The sequence below is a fragment of the Streptomyces wuyuanensis genome (assembly GCF_900103455.1).
In the GTDB taxonomy this organism is placed as follows: Bacteria; Actinomycetota; Actinomycetes; order Streptomycetales; family Streptomycetaceae; genus Streptomyces; species Streptomyces wuyuanensis.
Genome location: NZ_FNHI01000038.1, coordinates 13222 through 30503, shown reverse-complemented (window position 1 = coordinate 30503; position 17282 = coordinate 13222). Strand labels below are relative to the sequence as shown.

The 17282-nt window shown below is 72.4% G+C and carries 17 protein-coding genes and 1 pseudogene; 11 read left to right on the top strand and 7 right to left on the bottom strand.

From position 1 onward, the window contains the following. The coding region (locus tag BLT82_RS35370; protein WP_208868133.1) for a cbb3-type cytochrome c oxidase subunit I at window positions 1-434 on the bottom strand (434 nt) is incomplete at its 3' end. Between the two features lie 636 nt (window positions 435-1070). On the opposite strand from BLT82_RS35370, the gene BLT82_RS35360 reads away from it, so the two are divergent. The 5 genes from BLT82_RS35360 (at window position 1071) to BLT82_RS35335 (ending at window position 7134) form a co-directional block, all read left to right on the top strand. Continuing rightward, the gene (locus BLT82_RS35360; RefSeq protein ID WP_093662406.1) at window positions 1071-1457 is read left to right on the top strand and encodes a nuclear transport factor 2 family protein; all 387 of its coding nucleotides are present in this window, start codon (window positions 1071-1073) and stop codon (window positions 1455-1457) included. Window positions 1458-2219: 762 nt separating this feature from the next. Further along, window positions 2220-2876, top strand: a complete 657-nt coding sequence (locus BLT82_RS35350) for a maleylpyruvate isomerase N-terminal domain-containing protein (RefSeq protein WP_093662404.1) — start codon at window positions 2220-2222, stop codon at window positions 2874-2876. 351 nt (window positions 2877-3227) lie between these two features. Then, window positions 3228-4088 carry an ABC transporter ATP-binding protein gene (locus BLT82_RS35345; RefSeq protein WP_093662402.1) on the top strand — a complete coding sequence of 287 codons (861 nt, stop codon included), beginning with the start codon at window positions 3228-3230 and terminating at the stop codon, window positions 4086-4088. Then, a complete protein-coding gene (locus tag BLT82_RS35340) occupies window positions 4085-5062 on the top strand; it encodes an iron-siderophore ABC transporter substrate-binding protein (RefSeq protein WP_093662400.1) in 978 nt (325 codons plus the stop codon). Before BLT82_RS35345 ends, BLT82_RS35340 begins: the two co-directional genes overlap by 4 nt. A 5-nt stretch (window positions 5063-5067) precedes the next feature. Continuing rightward, entirely contained in the window at window positions 5068-7134 is a 2067-nt protein-coding gene (locus tag BLT82_RS35335) for an iron ABC transporter permease (protein ID WP_093662398.1), read from the top strand. Between the two features lie 315 nt (window positions 7135-7449). Here BLT82_RS35335 and BLT82_RS37525 read toward each other — a convergent pair whose 3' ends face one another. Then, window positions 7450-7614 carry a hypothetical protein gene (locus tag BLT82_RS37525; RefSeq protein WP_167746191.1) on the bottom strand — a complete coding sequence of 55 codons (165 nt, stop codon included), beginning with the start codon at window positions 7612-7614 and terminating at the stop codon, window positions 7450-7452. A 301-nt stretch (window positions 7615-7915) separates the two neighbouring features. Continuing rightward, entirely contained in the window at window positions 7916-8680 is a 765-nt protein-coding gene (locus BLT82_RS35330; RefSeq protein WP_093662396.1) for an SDR family NAD(P)-dependent oxidoreductase, read from the bottom strand. Window positions 8681-9001: 321 nt separating this feature from the next. On the opposite strand from BLT82_RS35330, the gene BLT82_RS35325 reads away from it, so the two are divergent. Continuing rightward, a complete protein-coding gene (locus tag BLT82_RS35325; RefSeq protein WP_093662412.1) occupies window positions 9002-10201 on the top strand; it encodes a PP2C family protein-serine/threonine phosphatase in 1200 nt (399 codons plus the stop codon). 43 nt (window positions 10202-10244) lie between these two features. Here the strand turns inward: BLT82_RS35325 and BLT82_RS35320 are convergent, their stop codons facing one another. Beyond that, complete coding sequence (locus tag BLT82_RS35320; RefSeq protein WP_093662394.1) at window positions 10245-10622, bottom strand: nuclear transport factor 2 family protein; 378 nt, start codon at window positions 10620-10622, stop codon at window positions 10245-10247. Between BLT82_RS35320 and BLT82_RS38635 the strand changes: the two genes are divergently transcribed. From BLT82_RS38635 to BLT82_RS35310, 3 genes are all read left to right on the top strand, one after another. Next, on the top strand, window positions 10621-10749 hold the full coding sequence (locus tag BLT82_RS38635; RefSeq protein WP_280142522.1) for a hypothetical protein: 129 nt from the start codon (window positions 10621-10623) through the stop codon (window positions 10747-10749). The two genes, BLT82_RS35320 and BLT82_RS38635, sit on opposite strands and share 2 nt — an antisense overlap. A 407-nt stretch (window positions 10750-11156) precedes the next feature. Further along, entirely contained in the window at window positions 11157-12557 is a 1401-nt protein-coding gene (gene proP, locus BLT82_RS35315) for a glycine betaine/L-proline transporter ProP (RefSeq protein WP_093662410.1), read from the top strand. Window positions 12558-12745: 188 nt separating this feature from the next. Continuing rightward, the gene (locus BLT82_RS35310; protein WP_093662392.1) at window positions 12746-13504 is read left to right on the top strand and encodes a hypothetical protein; all 759 of its coding nucleotides are present in this window, start codon (window positions 12746-12748) and stop codon (window positions 13502-13504) included. A gap of 34 nt (window positions 13505-13538) precedes the next feature. Here BLT82_RS35310 and BLT82_RS35305 read toward each other — a convergent pair whose 3' ends face one another. Next, a complete protein-coding gene (locus BLT82_RS35305; protein WP_244529927.1) occupies window positions 13539-13835 on the bottom strand; it encodes a hypothetical protein in 297 nt (98 codons plus the stop codon). 101 nt (window positions 13836-13936) lie between these two features. Beyond that, a pseudogene (locus BLT82_RS38485) lies at window positions 13937-14050 on the bottom strand (AraC family transcriptional regulator); the annotation flags it as partial. A 328-nt stretch (window positions 14051-14378) separates the two neighbouring features. Between BLT82_RS38485 and BLT82_RS35295 the strand changes: the two are divergent. Continuing rightward, window positions 14379-15362: a Dyp-type peroxidase gene (locus BLT82_RS35295; protein ID WP_093662390.1), complete on the top strand. Its 984-nt coding sequence runs from the start codon at window positions 14379-14381 to the stop codon at window positions 15360-15362. Window positions 15363-15385: 23 nt separating this feature from the next. Further along, entirely contained in the window at window positions 15386-16186 is an 801-nt protein-coding gene (locus tag BLT82_RS35290) for a family 1 encapsulin nanocompartment shell protein (RefSeq protein WP_093662408.1), read from the top strand. Between the two features lie 90 nt (window positions 16187-16276). Here the strand turns inward: BLT82_RS35290 and BLT82_RS35285 are convergent, their stop codons facing one another. Continuing rightward, window positions 16277-17059: a thioesterase II family protein gene (locus BLT82_RS35285; RefSeq protein ID WP_093662388.1), complete on the bottom strand. Its 783-nt coding sequence runs from the start codon at window positions 17057-17059 to the stop codon at window positions 16277-16279. Between the last annotated feature and the right edge of the window lie 223 nt (window positions 17060-17282).

The following is a 17282-nucleotide window of genomic DNA, read 5'->3' as shown; positions in this document are numbered from 1 at the left end:
CCGTTGGGGGTGAGGAAGCCGCCCACCGCGATGAGCGAGCCGAAGAGGTACAGCCAGTACGCGAACATGTTCAGCCGCGGGAACGCCACGTCGGGCGCGCCGATCTGCAGCGGCATGATCCAGTTGGCGAATCCGGCGAACAGCGGCGTCGCGAACATCAGCAGCATCACGGTGCCGTGCATCGTGAACGCCTGGTTGAACTGCTCGTTCGACATGATCTGCGTACCCGGCCGGGCCAGTTCGGCGCGCATGAACAGCGCCATGATCCCGCCGATGCAGAAGAAGAAGAACGACGTCGACAGATAGAGCGTGCCGATCGTCTTGTGGTCGGTGGTGGTCAGCCACTTCACGACCACGTTGCCGGGCCGCCGGCGCCGGACGGGAAGTTCGTCTTCGTAGTTGTCCGTGCCGAGCGCCTCGGACGACTTTTGCATGGCCACGTTGTCGCTCTCTCGGAAGAGGAAGTTGCAGGAGGAAGCATGCCGTGACGAGGTGCGACGGGGCCCGAACCGGTCTCTCGGCGAGTCGTTCTCCCGCGCCGGCCGGAGGGAGGGCCGTCGGCCGGTTGTGGACGATCGCGGCGCGGTGCCTCGTCGACGGGCGGTGCAGTCGGTGGGCGAATGCCTCGCCGCCACCGCGTTCGTCGTCCGCGACGTCGCGGGGCTGATGGGGCTGATGGGGCTCCCCGCCCTCGGGGCGGTGTTGTGCGGGGCGCAGTGCGCGTGGACGATGCCGATCGGCCGGCTGTCGTTGTCGTTCCTCGCCCCGACCCGACGCGACCCGACCCGACGCGTGTGCCGACGCAGGTGGCGACCTGGATGCTGCTGCCGCCCGGCACGGCGGCGGGTACCTGGACGGCGGTGGTCCTCGCCGTCGTCGGCACCGCGGTCTACGCCTCGCGGGACCGAGGCGGTAGTCCGGCCGGGAGAGGCCGGTCGTGCCCCATCGCCGGGCTCCCTCGGGGGCCTGGCGAGGGCTGTGGCGTCGAGGGCGGGCGCACGGCGGTCGGATCCCGCTCGATTCGGCGGGTTACGCGACGGGCTCGGACGCGCCGGGAGGAAGATGGCCGAATGAGCACGGAGTCGGCCGCGGTGCGTGAGGCGATCGCGGGAGAGTTGCGTCTGATGGAGCCCCGTACCCGTGTGTCGCGGTCGCTGACACGGGAGTTGCTGGACCCGGAGTTCGTCGAGGTGGGCGCTTCCGGGCGGCGGTGGACGTACGACGAGATGCTCGCCGAGCTGCCCGAGATGGACGGCGCGGCGGAGGACGGCCCGCAGTACGAGCCGTCGGATTTCACGGGCGTGCTGCTCGCACCCGGCCTCGTGCATCTCACCTATGAGACGACGTTCGACGGGAACCGGGCACAGCGCAGTTCGCTGTGGCGCAGGCAGGGGGCGGCGGGGACGTTCCGGCTCTACTACCACCAGGCGACACCCGTCCCTCCCCGGTGCGGGTGAGGGACAGCCCTCAACTGCCCCTTTCCCCTTGCGGTCGTTCGTCACCGGACCGATTTCCGGCGTGCCCGGACCGACGGCACCAGGGCGTGACGTGGTCGCACGACGGAAGTCGCAGATCCCATGCGCGATCCCCGGCTCTTGCCGCCAGCACCTTGCCCACCCGTGGTCGTGGGGCACTGCGGTCCGGTCGCTCCCTGGAAACCCTGGACGCCGTCCGTGCGGGCGCGCAGGGCACGGTGGGTTCGGCGGGCCCCCAGGGGTTCCAGCGGTGCCCAGGGCTCGATCGGCCCGCAGGGCGCGACGGGAACGCAGGGTGCGACGGGAACGCAGGGTGCCCAGGGTTTCCAGGGCCAGACCGGTCCGCAGGGCACCCAGGGCTCGGCGGGCGTGGCGGGTTCCACCGGGCCCCAGGGCACGACCGGGACGCAGGGGCCGCAGGGGGCCGGCAGTTCGGGGACGCAGAGTGTGACGGTGACCCGCACGCTCGCCGGCCCGCAGAGCTCCACCGTGCTCAACACGGCCACCTGCCCTGCGAGTACCTACGCCACCGGCGGCGGCGCGTACAACGTCAACTCGACTTCGGGCGCCTGTCGACTTCCAGGGGACCGTGCGCCCCGTCGGCACGCCTCCCAGCTACCGGTCACAGATCGGGAGTGGCGCGGGAAGCAGTGTGAACACGGTGGTGTAGGTGATCTGCAGGCCGTGAGTGCGCGTCGTCGGCGCTCCGGCCGCCGGCCACGGGCTGTCCCGTAGCGTGGCGGTGTGGAACTCTTCTCAGGCTCGTGGACGTCGCTGCGCAGAGTGGTCGCCGAACTCCCGGACGATGCGTTCGCACAGTCGTCGGGCTGCGCCGGCTGGCTTGTGCGGGACCTGGTGTGCCATCTGGTCATCGGTGCCCAGGACGTGCTGATCACCCTCGTCACCCCCGCCGCGTCGCAGCCGACCCGCGATGCGGTGACCTACTGGGAAGTCGCCGGGGCGCCGCCGACGGGTGACGATCCGCTCGACGCGCTGATCGTCCGGCTGGCCGCCGCGTACGAGGAGCCCCGGCTGCTGAAGTTCCACTTCGACGGCGTCGGCGCCGCCGCCGGCCGTGCGGCGCAACTCGCCGACCCGGCAATGCGGGTGAGCACCAGGGACGAGGTGATCACCGCGGGCGACTTCCTCTCCGCGTACGTCCTGGAGTGGACGCTGCACCACCTCGACCTGGTCGCACACCTCCCGGGCGTCGCCGGACCGCCGGCGGAGGGGCTGGCCCGGTCGCGCGAGATGCTGGAGGAGATCGCCGGGGCGGCGTTCCCCGCCTCGTTCTCCGACCGGGACGTGCTGCTGATCGGCACCGGCCGGCGTGCCCCGACCGGCGCGGAGAGGGCCGAGTTGGGCTCGACGGCCGCGCGGCTGCCCTTCGTCGTCGGCTGACGGACGGGCGGGCGCCGCCGGCGACCGCCGGACCGGGCGGATCCTCGACGGGCCGGGCCGGATCGGACGGGGCCCGCGGTGCTTAAGGACCCGGCTCAGGTCAGGCCCAGGGCCGGCATCGCGTAGTAAGAAGACGAAGACAGCGGGGCAGCACCACGACCGCGCCTGCGGGCGGTGGCGCGTCCGCCGTCAGCTGCGGGACGAGGAAGGCGACATCCGTTCGCCGGTCGTCCCGGCCGGCGGCTCACCGGATACCCATCGGCACCTTTGGTCAAGTTTGGCCGGTTCTGGCCTTGCCTACCCCACCCCACCCTTCCCGAGCGGACGTAAGGTTAGGCTAACCTTTGCTCCGTGAAAGCCGGTGAAGAGAACCCCGCGACCCCAGGGCCCCGTGGTCATGAGCTGTCGGCCACGGGCGTCACCGTGGCCTACGAACGTGTCGACGTCGTGCACGACGCGTCCCTGACGCTTCGGCCAGGCGAAGTGACCGTCCTGGTGGGACCGAACGGCAGCGGGAAGTCCACGCTGCTGCGCACCCTGGCGCGGCTGCAGCGCCCCAGGACCGCGGCCCTCGTCATCGACGCCGGCACGGACGGCCTGGCCATGACGCCTCGCCAGTTCTCGCGCCATGTCGCCCTGCTGACGCAGGGGCGCCCCACCCCCAGCGGACTCACCGTGCGGGACGTCGTCGAGTTCGGGCGATACCCGTACCGGAGCCGCTGGGGCAAGGCGGACCCGGGCGGGCGGGCCGCGGTGGACCGTGCGCTCGCCATGACCGGCGTCGCGGATCTCGCCGACCGGGGGGCCGAACACCTCTCGGGAGGCCAGCTGCAGCGCGTATGGCTCGCCTGCTGCCTCGCCCAGGAGACCGGGGTGGTGCTCCTCGACGAACCGACCACCTACCTGGACCTGCGCTACCAGATCGAACTCCTCGACCTCGTCCGCGACCTCGCGGACGACCACGGCATCGCCGTCGGCGCCGTCCTGCACGACCTCGACCAGGCCGCGGCCGTCGCCGACCGGATCGTCCTCCTCGACGAGGGCCGGATCGTCGCCGACGGTCTGCCCGAGGACGTCCTCACGGCGCAGCGGCTGACCGACACGTACGGCATCCGCATCGAGGTCGACACCGATCCCCTGACGGGCCGAGTGCGCACCCGCGCGATCGGCCGACACCACTCGCGAACCGAAAGGCTCAGTACCACCTCATGAGACGCCTCCTCCTCACCGCCGCGGTCGCGACCGCGGCGGCCCTCACCCTGACCGCCTGCGGGACCACCGAGCCCGCCGCCGACGACGCGAAGGAGACCGCCGAGCCGATCGCCCTCACCGACTCGACCGGCGCGAAGGTGGAGCTCGACGGGCCCGCCAAGAAGGTCGTCGGCACCGAGTGGAACGTCGTCGAGAGCCTGGTGTCGCTGGGCGTCGACCCCGTCGGCGTGGCCGACGTCAAGGGCTACAAGACCTGGGACACCGCGGTCCCGCTGAAGAACGAGCCGAAGGACATCGGCACCCGCGGCGAGCCGAGCATGGACACGATCGCGTCCCTGGCGCCCGACCTGATCGTCGCGACGAACGACCTGCCGCCGGCCGCCGTGAAGCAGCTGCGCAAGGTCGCCCCGGTCCTGGAGGTCCGCGCCGCCGACGCGTCCGACCCGATCGGGCAGATGACCGAGAACCTCGACCTCATCGCGAAGGCCACCGGCACCACCGAGCGGGCCGAGGAGCTCAAGAAGGACTTCGACGCGAAGCTCGCCGAGGGCAGGAAGGCCCTCGCCGACGCCGGTCTCGCCGGCACGAAGTACGCCTTCGCCGACGGCTACGTCGTCTCCAACCAGGTCTCGATCCGCCCGTACACCAGCGGCTCGCTCGTCGGCGGCGTCAACGAGAAGCTCGGCCTGAAGAACGCCTGGACGGTCAAGGGCGACCCGGCCTACGGGCTCGCCGCTACCGACGTCGAGGGCCTCACCAAGCTCGGCGACGTGCAGTTCGCCTACATCGGAAGCGACGGCGACAAGGCCAGCACGCCCTTCACCGGAGTCCTCGCCAAGGACAAGGTGTGGACGTCGCTGCCGTTCGTGAAGAAGGGCAACGTCCACCGACTCCCCGACGGCATCTGGATGTTCGGCGGCCCCGAGTCGATGGGCAAGTACGTCGACGCCGCGGTCCAGGCGCTGACGAAGTAGCACCCATGGCCGTCACCGCCTCCCCACCCGCCACCCGTCCGTCGGCGGCCCCGTCCCGGACGGGCGCGGCCGCGGTGACGGCCGCACTGCTCCTCCTCGTCGCGGTCCTCGCGGTCGTCGACATCACCCAGGGCACGGCCGCGGTCGGCGCACCCGAGGTCTGGAAGGCGCTCACCGGGCGCGCCGAGCCGGAAGACGCGTCCGTCGTCATCGCCTCCCGGCTGCCCAGGATGACCGCGGGGCTGCTCGTCGGGGCCGTGCTCGGCATGGCGGGGGCCGCATTGCAGGCGGTCAGCCGCAATGTGCTCGCCTCGCCCGACACCCTCGCCGTGAACGCCGGTTCCTACCTGGCGCTCGGCCTGGCCGCCGTCACCGGCGTCTCGCTGCCGCTCTTCGCCTCCTCCGGTGTGGCCTTCGCAGGCGGTCTCGTGGCGGCAGCCGTCGTGCTCGGACTGTCGGGTCTGGGCACCGGCACCGTACGGCTCGTCCTCGCCGGCAGTGCCCTCATGCTCGGGCTGACCGCCATCACCGAGGCACTGCTGCTGCTGTTCCCGCAGCAGACCGAGGGGCTCTACCGCTGGAACCAGGGCAGCATCTCCCAGAACGGCTTCGACGGTGTGCTGCAGATGGCGCCGCTCGGCGCCGTCGGCCTCGTCGGACTGCTGCTCGTCGCCCGCCGGCTCGACGCACTGGCGCTCGGCGAGGACGCCGCGCGCGGTCTCGGTGTCCCCGTCCGCGCCACCCGTGTCACGGTGGTCGTGCTCGCGTCGCTGCTCTCGGCGGCGGCCGTCACGCTCGCCGGGCCGATCGGCTTCGTGGGGCTGTGCGCCCCCGCCCTCGTCCGCCCCCTCGCACGCAGGTTCCGCGCGTACTCCCGGGCGCGTGCGGGCATTCCCGTCGCCGGTCTGGCGGGCGCCGTACTGGTGCTGGGCTCGGACGTGCTGCTGCGCGCCGTCGTCCCCGCCGACGTGGCGGTCGCCGTGCCCACGGGCGTGGCCACGAGCCTCGTCGGCGCCCTGTTCCTGATCGTGATGGCCGCCCGGGTCAGGGACAGCGCGGGGGCCGCGTCAGCCGACCGGCTGCGCATCCGGAGCCGGAGCGTGTTCCTGTCCACGACGGCCGTGCTGGTGGCGGTGCTCGTCGGTGTGACGATCGCCGCGGTACTGCTGGGCGACAGCAAGCTGCTGCTCGGCGACGTGCTGAACTGGGCCCAGGGCAGGGCCGGTCGTACGGTCGGGTTCGTCCTGGACACCCGCGTGCCCCGGGTCCTCGCCGCGCTGTGTGCGGGCGCGGCGCTCGCCCTGGCCGGGACGTTCGCACAGGCCGTGACCCGCAACCCCCTCGCGGAACCCGCCATCCTGGGCGTGTCCGGCGGCGCCGCGCTGGGTGCCGTGCTGCTCGTGACGACGGTGACGACGGCCGGGTCGTGGAGTGTGGCCGGGGCGGCGTTCGCGGGGGCGGCGGCCAGTTCCGTCGTCGTCTTCGGGCTCGCCGCACGGGGCGGCTTCCAGCAGAACCGGCTCGTCCTCGTCGGGTTCGGCGTCGCCACCGGGAGCGCCGCGCTGATCAGCCTGCTCATCGTGCTCACCGACCCGTTCAACGCGACGAAGGCGCTGACCTGGCTGTCGGGTTCCACGTACGGGCGGAACCTGGTCGACGTGGTTCCGCCGGCGGCCGTACTGGCGGTGGCTGCGGTGTTCGCGTTCTCGCGGCGCACCGAACTCGACCTGGTGTCGCTGGACGAGGACACGCCGCGGCTCCTGGGGCTCGATCTGGCGCGCGGGCGTCTGGGCTTCCTCGTCCTGAGCGTCCTGCTCACGGCCACCGCCGTGGCCGCCGCCGGCACGATCGGCTTCGTGGGACTCGTGGCCCCGCACGCGGCGCGGGCACTGGTGGGCCGGCAGCACGTCCGGGTGGTTCCCGTGGCGATGCTCCTCGGGGCGTCGCTGGTGTGTGTCGCCGACCTGCTCGGCCGTACCGTGATCGCGCCCGCACAGCTCGGCGCCGGACTGATGACCGCGGTGATCGGCACGCCGTACTTCCTCCAACTGCTCGTCCGCACGCGCCGGTAGGACCGGCTCCCGCGCAGACCGGACGCCGGGACCCCCACGGGGTCCCGGCGTCCGGTCGTATCGGGGCCGGCCGCGCGGTCGAGGCGGTGACGTCGGTGGGCGGCCGGGGCCCGGCCTGCCGCAGCTCCCCCGCGCGCGAGTGCCCACTGCGGTGAACTCCCGCGGCGTGGGGGCCGGTTCATTCCTGTCCGGTCGTGGTGAGGGACCACGAATGCAGTGGTCCCGGCCGATGTCCTGGCAGAAGCGCACGGTCAGACCGGCCCGTGCCGCGAGCCGCGCCACGTGGTCCGCGTCCCGCACGCCCGAGCCGAAGGCTCACTCGAGGCGCGGATGGCGGAGCGTGGCGTCGACGTCGTCCGGGTCCGCAGCGGTGACCTGTTCCACGATCAGGAGCGTTCCGCCGCCGGAGAGCGCGGCCGCGGTCTCGGCGGGCACCTGTACGGCGTCGTCGTCCGGGAGCCGTTCCAGGAGGCGCGACATCAGGACGGTCGGTGTCGCTGCCGGCGGGCGGCACGGGTCCGGACTGCGGGACGAGTTCGACGGCGGGAAGGGCCGCTCAGTGAGGAGTCGAACGCGGCCTGGGCGCCGCCGAGGTGCTACTCGCCCGAGGAGTGGTCATCCTCGACGAGCTCACTGACGGGGGCCGGGGACCTCGGGCGGAGACGCCGGAGGGGCAGGACGGTGCCGGAAGCCCGTGCGTTGCGCCGGGCTTCCGGCACCGTGCCAGAACTCCCCGCACGGTGCGGGGGACTTCGGGCGCGGCCCCGTACGTCCGGACGGGTCAGGTGATTTCCAGGCCGCCGTCGACGGTCAGTACCTGACCGGTGAGCCATTCCATCGACGGGTCGGCGAGCCGGAGGACCCATACGGCGATCTCCTCCGGCCTGCCGCGGCGGCCGAGGGGAATACGGGCGGCTTCCGCCTTCTTGATCTGCTCGACCTCGGCGGGGGGAAGGCCGGCGGCGGACAGGGCGTCGCTCTCGATCGGCCCGGGAGCGACCGCGTTCACCCGGACGCCGTCCCCCGCCAGTTCGAGTGCCCAACTCCTGGTCAGGTGCTCGATCGCCGCTTTCGAGGCGCCGTAGTGACTGGCGACGGCTACGGGGCGGTGTCCGAAGGTGCTTGAGATGTTGACGATCGATCCGCCGGACTCCTGCAAATACGGCAGTGCCGCCCCGGCCAGCAGGCTCGGTGCGACCACGTTGGTGGCGAAGACCTGCTTGACGCGATCGGACGTCACCTCGCGCAGCGGCATCATCGTGAGGATCCCGGCGTTGTTGACCAACACGTCCAGGCGCCCCCAACGGTCGACGGCCGTCCGGACGATCGCCTCGGGAGCGTCCTCGTCGGTGACGTCACAGCGGATGGTCTCGATCGAGGCGTGGGCGGCGGACAGCTCGCCCAGTGCCTGCGCGTTGCGTCCCGTTCCCAGGACGGCGGCGCCCGCGTCGGCGAAGGACAGGGCCACCGCGCGGCCGATGCCCGAACTCGCACCGGTCACGATCACGACGCGGCCGGTGAAGTCGACGGTCAGCTCGTTGGACACGACGGCACCTTTCGTCGGAGGTACGTTGCGGGAATCGCAGTGCCGCTGGGCCGGCCCGCCTCCCGCCCGTCGGCGCGAGGCCGCTCACCGGCACTGCGATTCCCGCTTACACAAAAGAGACAAAACGGTCAAAGGATTCGTGACAACCGATCCGGGGACGTCTCGGCGGCCGCGCCGGGGACGCGCCGCCCCGGGCTCCGCGGCGGGCGCGCACGAGCGGAAGAGCGGGGCCGTCGGCCCCGGCGCATACTGGGAGAGATCTGCCGCGAGACACGACCGGTCACCAGGGCGCGGAATGCGCCCGGCGTGGTGGGAAGCGCCGTGAACGACCCCGCGATCGACTACCGAGGCATCTTCGAGGCATCACCCAGCGCGATGCTGGTCCTCACTCCCGCGTTCGTCATTCTGGACGCGAACGCGTCCTATCAGAAGCTGGTCGGCCGCAGACGGGACCAGCTCGTCGACCGGTACTTCTTCGACGCGTTCCCCCGGGATGCCGGCGGCGTGGACGACACACGGGCTTCACTGCGACGGGTGCTGGAGACTCGCGCCCAGGACGTCGCCGGCCCGGTCCGGCACGACGTGGAGGAGTCGGATCGCCCCGGGGTCTTCGCCGAGCGGTACTGGAGCCAGATCAACGCCCCCGTACTGGACTCGGACGGGCACGTCGCACTGGTGGTGCACCGGCTCGAGGAGATCACCGACCTCGTACGTGCCGGCAGCCCCCAATCGGACGAGCGGCGACGGCAGATGGTGCTCGAACTCTACGCGCGCTCCCGCGAGCTCCAACAGGTCAACGAACGGCTGCGCCAGGCCAACGCCCGCGAGCGGCAGGTCGCCCTCGCGCTCCAGGACGCGATGCTGCCCGCGCCCCAGTCGCTCGCCCACCACCGGGCCGCGGTGCGCTACCGCCCGGCGGTCAACGCCCTCAACGTCTGCGGCGACTGGTACGAGGTGACCCAGCTCTCCGACGGGGACTACGCCGTCGCCGTCGGCGACGTCGTGGGACACGGTCTGGCCGCGGCCGGGGTCATGGGCCAGCTCCGCAGCGCCCTCAGCGCTGCCGTCCGCGTCGTGGACGGCCCGGCGTCCGCTCTCGACGGGCTCGACATGTACGCACGATCCGTGGACGGCGCCCTGTCGACCACGGCCGTGCAGACCCTCATCGCCTGGCGCGACCGGATCATCACCTACAGCAGCGCCGGACACCCGCCGCCGGCCCTGGCCCATCGGGACGGCACCGTGCGGTTCCTGGACCAGGCCACCGACCCCCCGCTGGGGGCCGGTTTGGACTTCACCCCCCGCCCGCAGGCCACGACACCCTACGCCGACGGCGCCTCACTGGTCCTCTACACCGACGGACTGATCGAGCGCCGCGGCGAGGACATCGACGAGGGACTGCGGCGCCTCGCCGACCACCTCGCCCGCCACTGCAAGGACGAGGCCGAGGACCTGGCGGAGTCCCTGCTCACCCTCAGCGCCGCCACCGACGACACGGCCGTGGTCGTCGTCCGCCTCTGAGCCGCGCGGCGGTGCCGCCCGGGCGCGGGGGTCCGGTCCGCTGCTACAGCCGCTCCACCAGCCCGGCGCGCCACTCCGGCGACGGATCCGAACCCAGCTCGCTCCAGTACTCCCGACCCGTGACGACCCGTCCGGATCGCACGGTCCAGAACGAGGCCACCCGGTGCACGCCCAGCGACTCGTGCGGCACCTCGACCTCGGACACGACCTCCTCGCCCGATGCCACGATCCGCAGCACCCGGATCGACCAGCCCTCCGGATACTCCGCGTTGACACCCACGTAGTTGTCCCGGCCCACGATCCACTCGCCGCTGACGGGCCATTCGACGACCACGTCGTCGGAGAGCAGTTCCCCGACACCGGCCCAGTCCCGCGCCTGCATGCGGTCCCACAACTCATGAATGACCTTGGAGGGTTCCATGCGCGCATGCTCCCACGCCCGTCACTACGACGCGGTCGTGCCGGGCCCGGCCCGCTGGCTGCGGGACGTGATCCTGGCGAACGCCGAGGCCCATGGCGTCGATCCGGACTCCGCGGCCTGGGAGTGACCCGTGCCACCCCGCACCGGCGCGCAGGACCGCCGGGAACGCCAGCGCCCGTACGGCTCCACGACCGGCAGCGGCGTGGCGCGACCGCTGCGGGCGGGCGGCACCCCCGGGCGCCTGCCGCCGCCGGCCGTCGCCTGCCGCGCCCCGGGGACGCCCCGACCCGGGGTTGAGCGCGCGCCCCGCGACATGCATCACAATCGGGGGCCGCGATGACGGCCGAGAGGCCCCGCGTCGTGCCTCGACAGGCGCCGTTTCGGCACGCAAGGCGATCGGGTGCTCACGTTCCGCAGCAGGGACAAGAGCGCCTATGGTCGATTTTCGGCCGTCCGATTTTCCGATCCGGGCGGCTTTTGTCCTTGCAGTCGACCGAAAGGCAGGCGAGCGGAACGTTGCCGAGCGCCACCACACTGGCACCCGTCCAGGGGAAGGCCCCGTACCAGGCCCCGAGCGCGGCCCCGGGCGCCACCGTCACCGACCCGGCGCTCGTCAAGCGCGCCGTGAAGGCAGCCGCCCTCGGCAACGCCATGGAGTGGTTCGACTTCGGCGTCTACAGCTACCTCGCCGTGACGCTCGGCAAGGTCTTCTTCCCGTCCGGCAACCCCACCGCCCAGCTGCTGTCCACGTTCGGCGCCTTCGCCGCGGCCTTCCTCGTCCGCCCGCTCGGCGGCCTGGTCTTCGGCCCGCTGGGCGACCGCGTGGGCCGGCAGAAGGTCCTCGCCCTCACCATGATCATGATGGCGGCGGGCACCTTCGCCATCGGCCTGATCCCCTCGTACGCGACGATCGGCGTGGCCGCACCGGTGCTGCTGCTCGTGGCGCGGCTGGTGCAGGGCTTCTCGACGGGCGGCGAGTACGCGGGCGCGACGACGTTCATCGCCGAGTACGCGCCCGACAGGAAGCGCGGCTTCTTCGGCAGCTGGCTGGAGTTCGGAACCCTCGCCGGATACATCGCCGGTGCCGGTCTCGTCACCCTGACGACCGCGCTGCTCTCGTCCGACGACCTGCTCTCCTGGGGCTGGCGTCTCCCCTTCCTGATCGCCGGCCCGATGGGCGTCATCGGCCTGTACCTGCGGACGAAGCTGGAGGAGACCCCGGCGTTCGCCGCCGAGCTCGAGAAGGCGGCCCGTCAGGAGCGCGAGCGGCCCAAGGTGCCGCTGCGGGACATGGTGACCGGGCAGTGGAGGGCGCTGCTGCTGTGCATGGGGCTCGTCCTCGTCTTCAACGTCACTGACTACATGCTGCTGTCCTACATGCCGAGCTATCTGACCAGCGAGCTGAAGTACGACGAGACCCACGGCCTGCTGGTGGTGCTCGGCGTCATGGCGCTGATGATGGTCGTGCAGCCGTTCGCGGGTGCGCTGTCGGACCGCGTCGGCCGTCGTCCCGTGATCGCCGCCGGCTGCGCGGGCTTCCTCCTCCTCTCCGTCCCCGCGCTGCTGCTGATCCGCCAGGGCGGTCTGCTCGCCATCGCGCTGGGCATGGGCGCGCTGGGCCTGCTCCTGGTCTGCTTCACCGCGGCGATGCCGTCGGCGCTCCCCGCCCTGTTCCCCACCCGCGTCCGCTACGGCTCCCTGTCCATCGGCTTCAACGTGTCGGTATCGCTCTTCGGCGGTACGACGCCGCTGGTGGTCACGGCTCTCATCGGCGCGACGGGCAACGTGATGATGCCCGCGTACTACATGATGGGCGCCGCGGTCGTCGGCGGCGCCGCGGTGTGGTTCATGGCGGAGTCGGCCGGGCGTCCCCTGCCCGGGTCGGCACCGGCCGTGGAGTCGGACGCGGAGGCGCGGGCCCTGCGGAAGGCGTGACACCCGTACGCGGCGCCCCGGACGACGCCCGCGCGGGCGTCTGCCCCACGGGCACGACTGCCGCGCGGGCGTCGTCCGGTGGCCCGCCGGTTCCCGGCCGTCCGGTCCGCGCGCGCCGGCGGACGTGCGGTAGGGTCGGTCCCTTCGGGCGGTGGGAGCCGTTCCGGAGTCCCCCGAAGGCAGGGCGCATGCAGCTCGCCGACCATCCTTCCCGCCGTCATCTCGCCGCCGCGCTCGACGAACTGGCACGTACCTTCCGCGGCATGACGGCGCATCCCGACGAGCACAACTGCGAGTGCCACTGGGGAAGCCCCGACGAGCTCCGGCTGCTGAAGACGCCCGACGCGGAGCTGGACCCGGACCTGCTGCGGAGAACCTGGCAGGCCGCCGACTGGAGCCATCAGGCGGCCGTGCTCCGGCGCATACTGCCGCAGTTCGCCAGGACCCTGGTCAGTGGCGAGGCGGACGCCGTGTTCGGTCCGGCGGACTGGGCGCGCGCCTTCCGCAACAGCGGCTGGCGGAAATGGCCCGCCGATCATTCCGGGCCCGTATGGGAGTTCCTGCACGCGTGGTGGGTCTCGTCCCTGACCGATCCCGAGACGGCCGTGCCCGCCCACGAGGTGTTCGTCCTGTGCGCCGAGGCGTCGCACACGGTCACTCCCTGGCTCGCCGACTGGGCCGGTGAGAGGGGCCCGTTGAGCGACCGGCGTCTCGCCGAGGCGGTGGCGGAGTGGGAGTACGACCTGCTCGGCGACGACCTCCCGTGGCAGGCCTGGGAGTACGGGACGGAGATGCGCGAGGAACTGTCCGCCTGGCTGACCGACCACGCCGCGCCACGTCTGCGCGCGAGCGGCGCGCCCGCCGGACTCCTGAACGGGATACGGCTGCTCGGGCTGACCGACGAGGACCGCTGGACGGATCCGCAGTGGCCGGGGTACCGCTACTGACCGTCCTGGTGGGCCCGGGGGCGAAGGGCGGCGGCTACCGCACGCCGTCCTGACGCGCGCCCGCGCCCGCGGGTCCCATCGCGGAGGACGCCGGCGGGGCGCCGTTCCTCGCCCGGGCCCGGTCACGGGACCATGCGGCGGCACCCACCAGCACCGCCGCCCCGGCTCTGAACAGGGGCAGCCACAGGGTGGTCGTGGCCGCCAGGCAATCGGCAACGGCCTTGCGCCCCTGGGCCTGTTGGGCGTAGGCCAGAGCGGCCCCGTCGCGGCCGGCCAGGTCCGCCAGCGCGGCCCTCGACCGCAGGGCCTCGTACCTGCCACCCCCTCGCATCCGGCCCGCGTGCCCGGCATCGGGAACAGCCAGGCCCAGCGCTGGAGCATGGGGCCAGTGCGATCGCCACGCACAGCGCCGACGACCGCGCGCGTGGGCTCACCGTCGACGTGGAGATCGGCGGTGTAGCGGTAGAGATGCAGCTGCCACAGGTCCGGAAGGCGGAACACGTCGGCCCGGCTCGTCGTACCGTGCACACCGACGCCGAGGCTCATCACCCGCGGCGGCTCGTCGAGCCGCACGGCCACGGCCCGTCCGGGGCGGGCCCAGTCACCGTCGGCCACGGGGAGAACCTACCAGCGGCCCGGACCAGCGCGGCGGCCGCCGTGTGACCTCTGAGGCGGGTTTGCGCGCGACCGGTCCGGCCGGCCGCGCTGGCCCTTGAACGGCCGCGGGAGCCCGGCGGCCGCCCCGAGGGCCCCGCCCCGGCCCCTGACGTGCACGGGCGGCAGGGTCACGGACCACGGTCTAGGATCCTTCGTACAGCCCTTTCCTCCGGCCTTCAGGCCGCACCCGCACCGGTGAGAGGCAGGAGGCAGTCACGTGGTCGAGTCACAAGCGGTGATCGCCCGCCCGGCCAGGGCCGCCATGTTCCTCGTGAGCACCATTTCGCCCGGCGGCGAGGCCACCGTCCGCGATCTGCTGCAGGACGTGGCGGGGCTGCGGAGGTCGGTCGGGTTCCGGGTACCGGACGCCGGGCTGAGCTGCATCGTCGGAATCGGCTCCACCGCGTGGGACCGGCTGTTCGACGGGCCGCGCCCCGGTGAGCTGCATCCGTTCGTGCCGCTGTCGGGCGCCCGGCACCGGGCGCCGTCGACCCCGGGAGACCTGCTCTTCCATCTGCGGGCACACCGCATGGACCTCTGCTTCGAGCTGGCGAGGCTGATCGGTGAGCGCCTCGCCGGCGCGGCGACCGTGGTCGACGAGGTGCACGGGTTCAAGTTCTTCGACGAGCGCGACCTGCTGGGCTTCGTCGACGGCAGTGAGAATCCCGAGGACCGGACCGCGACCGACGCCGTGTTCATCGGTGACGAGGACCCGGAGTTCAGCGGCGGGAGCTATGTGATCGTGCAGAAGTACGTGCACGATCTCGCCGCCTGGAACGCGCTCCCCACCGAGGAGCAGGAGAACACGATCGGCCGTACCAAGCAGGCCAACGTCGAACTGCCCGACGAGATCAAACCCGCGGACTCGCACGTCGCGCTGAACACCATCACCGACGAGAACGGCGACGAACAGAAGATCTTCCGCGAGAACATGCCCTTCGGGAACGTGGGGCGGGGGGAGTTCGGTACGTACTTCATCGGCTATGCGCGCACCCCCGCGGTGACGGAGCGAATGCTGCGGAACATGTTCCTCGGCGACCCTCCCGGCATTCACGACCGCATCCTCGACTTCTCCACGGCGGTCACCGGATGCCTCTTCCACGTGCCCACCGCCGACTTCCTCGACGACCCGCCCCCTCCGGCCGCCGAACCGGGCGCGGCCGAGGGCTCCCTCGGCATCGGGAGCCTCAAAGGAGCCTGATCACCATGACGACGCCCAACGGCATGAGCAACCTGCACCGGGAACTCGCCCCGATCACGCCCGGCGCCTGGGCGGAGATCGAGGAGGAGGCACGCCGTACGTTCCGGCGCAATGTCGCCGGGCGGCGCGTCGTGGACGTCACCGGCCCCGACGGACCCGGACTCGCGGCGGTGGCCACCGGGCACCTTTCCGGGATCGCCGCACCCGCCCCCGGGGTCACAGCCCGGCTGCGCGAGTCGCAGCCACTCGTCGAACTGCGGGTGCCGTTCCGCGTGTCCCGCGCGGCGGTCGACGACGTGGAGCGGGGCTCCCAGGACTCGGACTGGCAACCGGTCAAGGATGCCGCGCGCACGATGGCCTTCACCGAGGACCGGGCGGTCTTCGAGGGGTACCCGGCGGCGGGCATCGACGGCCTGCGCAGCCGCAGTTCCAACCCCGCGCTGACACTCCCGGACGAGCCGCGCGAGTACCCGGACACGGTGAGCCGCGCCCTGACGACGCTGCGGCTGGCCGGCGTCGGGGGCCCGTACTCACTGCTCCTGGGCGCGGATGCCTACACCGCGGTCAGCGAGACCTCCGACCACGGCTACCCGATCGCGGCACACCTCGAACGCATCCTTGTCGACGGCCGGTTGCTCTGGGCGCCCGCGCTCGACGGTGCCTTCCTCCTCACCACGCGGGGCGGCGACTACGAACTGCGGCTCGGCGAGGACCTCGCGATCGGCTACACCTCACACGACGCGACCGATGTCGAGCTGTACTTCCGTCAGACCCTGACGTTCCTGACGCTCACGGACGAGGCGGTGGTGGCGCTCAACGCGTGACGTGCGCCGGGCGAATGGTCCCCACGTGTCTCGAACCGCGTCGCGGCCCGCTCCGGTCAGCCGCCCGAAGCAGGGCAGGCCGCGCGTCGGTCATCCGGCGGGCGCGGGGAGCAGACCGCGCATCAGGTCGGCCACTTCGCTCGTGTGGTCGGTGAGGAAGAAGTGCCCGCCCCCGAACACGCGGACACGGAATTCGCCCGAGGTGCACTCCCGCCAGCCCCGGACGTCGTCGACCGGCACGTCGGGATCCCGGTCGCCCGTCAGGGCCACCACGGGACAGGTGAGGGGACGGCCCGGGGTGGGTTCGTACGAGGCGAGGGCCCGGTAGTCCCCCCGCAGCGCGGGCAGGATGACGGCGAGCATTTCGGGGTCGTCGAGGAGCGCGGACTCGGTTTCGCCCAACCTCCTTACCCGGGCGATCAGTTCGGCGTCGTCCCGCGGCCAGTCCGCGTGCCGCCTTCCCGGCGCGGACGGCGCCCGGCGGCTCGACACGGCGAGCAGACGCGGCTCGCGGCCCGGCAGTCGCGCCAGCCGGACGGCCACCTCGTACGCCACCGAGGCGCCCATGCTGTGCCCGAGCAGCGCCAGGGGGCGGTCGCCCGGCGCTCCCAGCGCCTCGACGACCAGGTCCGCCAGCCGATGGAGGTCCTCGACCGGTGCCTCGCCCAGCCGGTCGAGCCGCCCCGGGTACTGCACTGCCGAGACGTCGACCGCCGGACCGAGTTCCAGGGCGAGCCGGCGCCAGTAGGCGGCGGAGCCGCCCGCGTGCGGGAAGCAGACCAGTTCGCAGGCGGGGTCGCCGGGGCTGTCCGCACCCGCCACCGGGTGGAAGCGCCGCAGCCACACGTTCCGATCGCGGCTCACCGCGACCAGCTCCGCGCCTCGATGCCCGACTGCCTTGCCGTCGCGCCTGATCCGCAGCGCATCCTCACCTCACCAGACATGTCGGAAACCGTTCGAACCGGGTTCACACATACGCGCATTCACCCGCATCGTCGCATCCCCGGCCGGAGTCTGCGGGTGCCGGCTCCATGAAAGTGATCACCACCACGGCTGTGGGTGTATCCGCCAGGGCCTTGGGACAGGCCACCAGACT

Coding starts and splice junctions, on each gene's coding strand:
- BLT82_RS35310 (WP_093662392.1), top strand. CDS start 12,746: ATGCAGCTCGCCGACCATCCTTCCCGCCGTCATCTCGCCGCCGCGCTC.
- BLT82_RS35305 (WP_244529927.1), bottom strand. CDS start 13,835: ATGCGAGGGGGTGGCAGGTACGAGGCCCTGCGGTCGAGGGCCGCGCTG.
- BLT82_RS38635 (WP_280142522.1), top strand. CDS start 10,621: ATGCGCGCATGCTCCCACGCCCGTCACTACGACGCGGTCGTGCCGGGC.
- BLT82_RS35290 (WP_093662408.1), top strand. CDS start 15,386: ATGAGCAACCTGCACCGGGAACTCGCCCCGATCACGCCCGGCGCCTGG.
- BLT82_RS35360 (WP_093662406.1), top strand. CDS start 1,071: ATGAGCACGGAGTCGGCCGCGGTGCGTGAGGCGATCGCGGGAGAGTTG.
- BLT82_RS35320 (WP_093662394.1), bottom strand. CDS start 10,622: ATGGAACCCTCCAAGGTCATTCATGAGTTGTGGGACCGCATGCAGGCG.
- BLT82_RS35340 (WP_093662400.1), top strand. CDS start 4,085: ATGAGACGCCTCCTCCTCACCGCCGCGGTCGCGACCGCGGCGGCCCTC.
- BLT82_RS35335 (WP_093662398.1), top strand. CDS start 5,068: ATGGCCGTCACCGCCTCCCCACCCGCCACCCGTCCGTCGGCGGCCCCG.
- BLT82_RS37525 (WP_167746191.1), bottom strand. CDS start 7,614: ATGTCGCGCCTCCTGGAACGGCTCCCGGACGACGACGCCGTACAGGTG.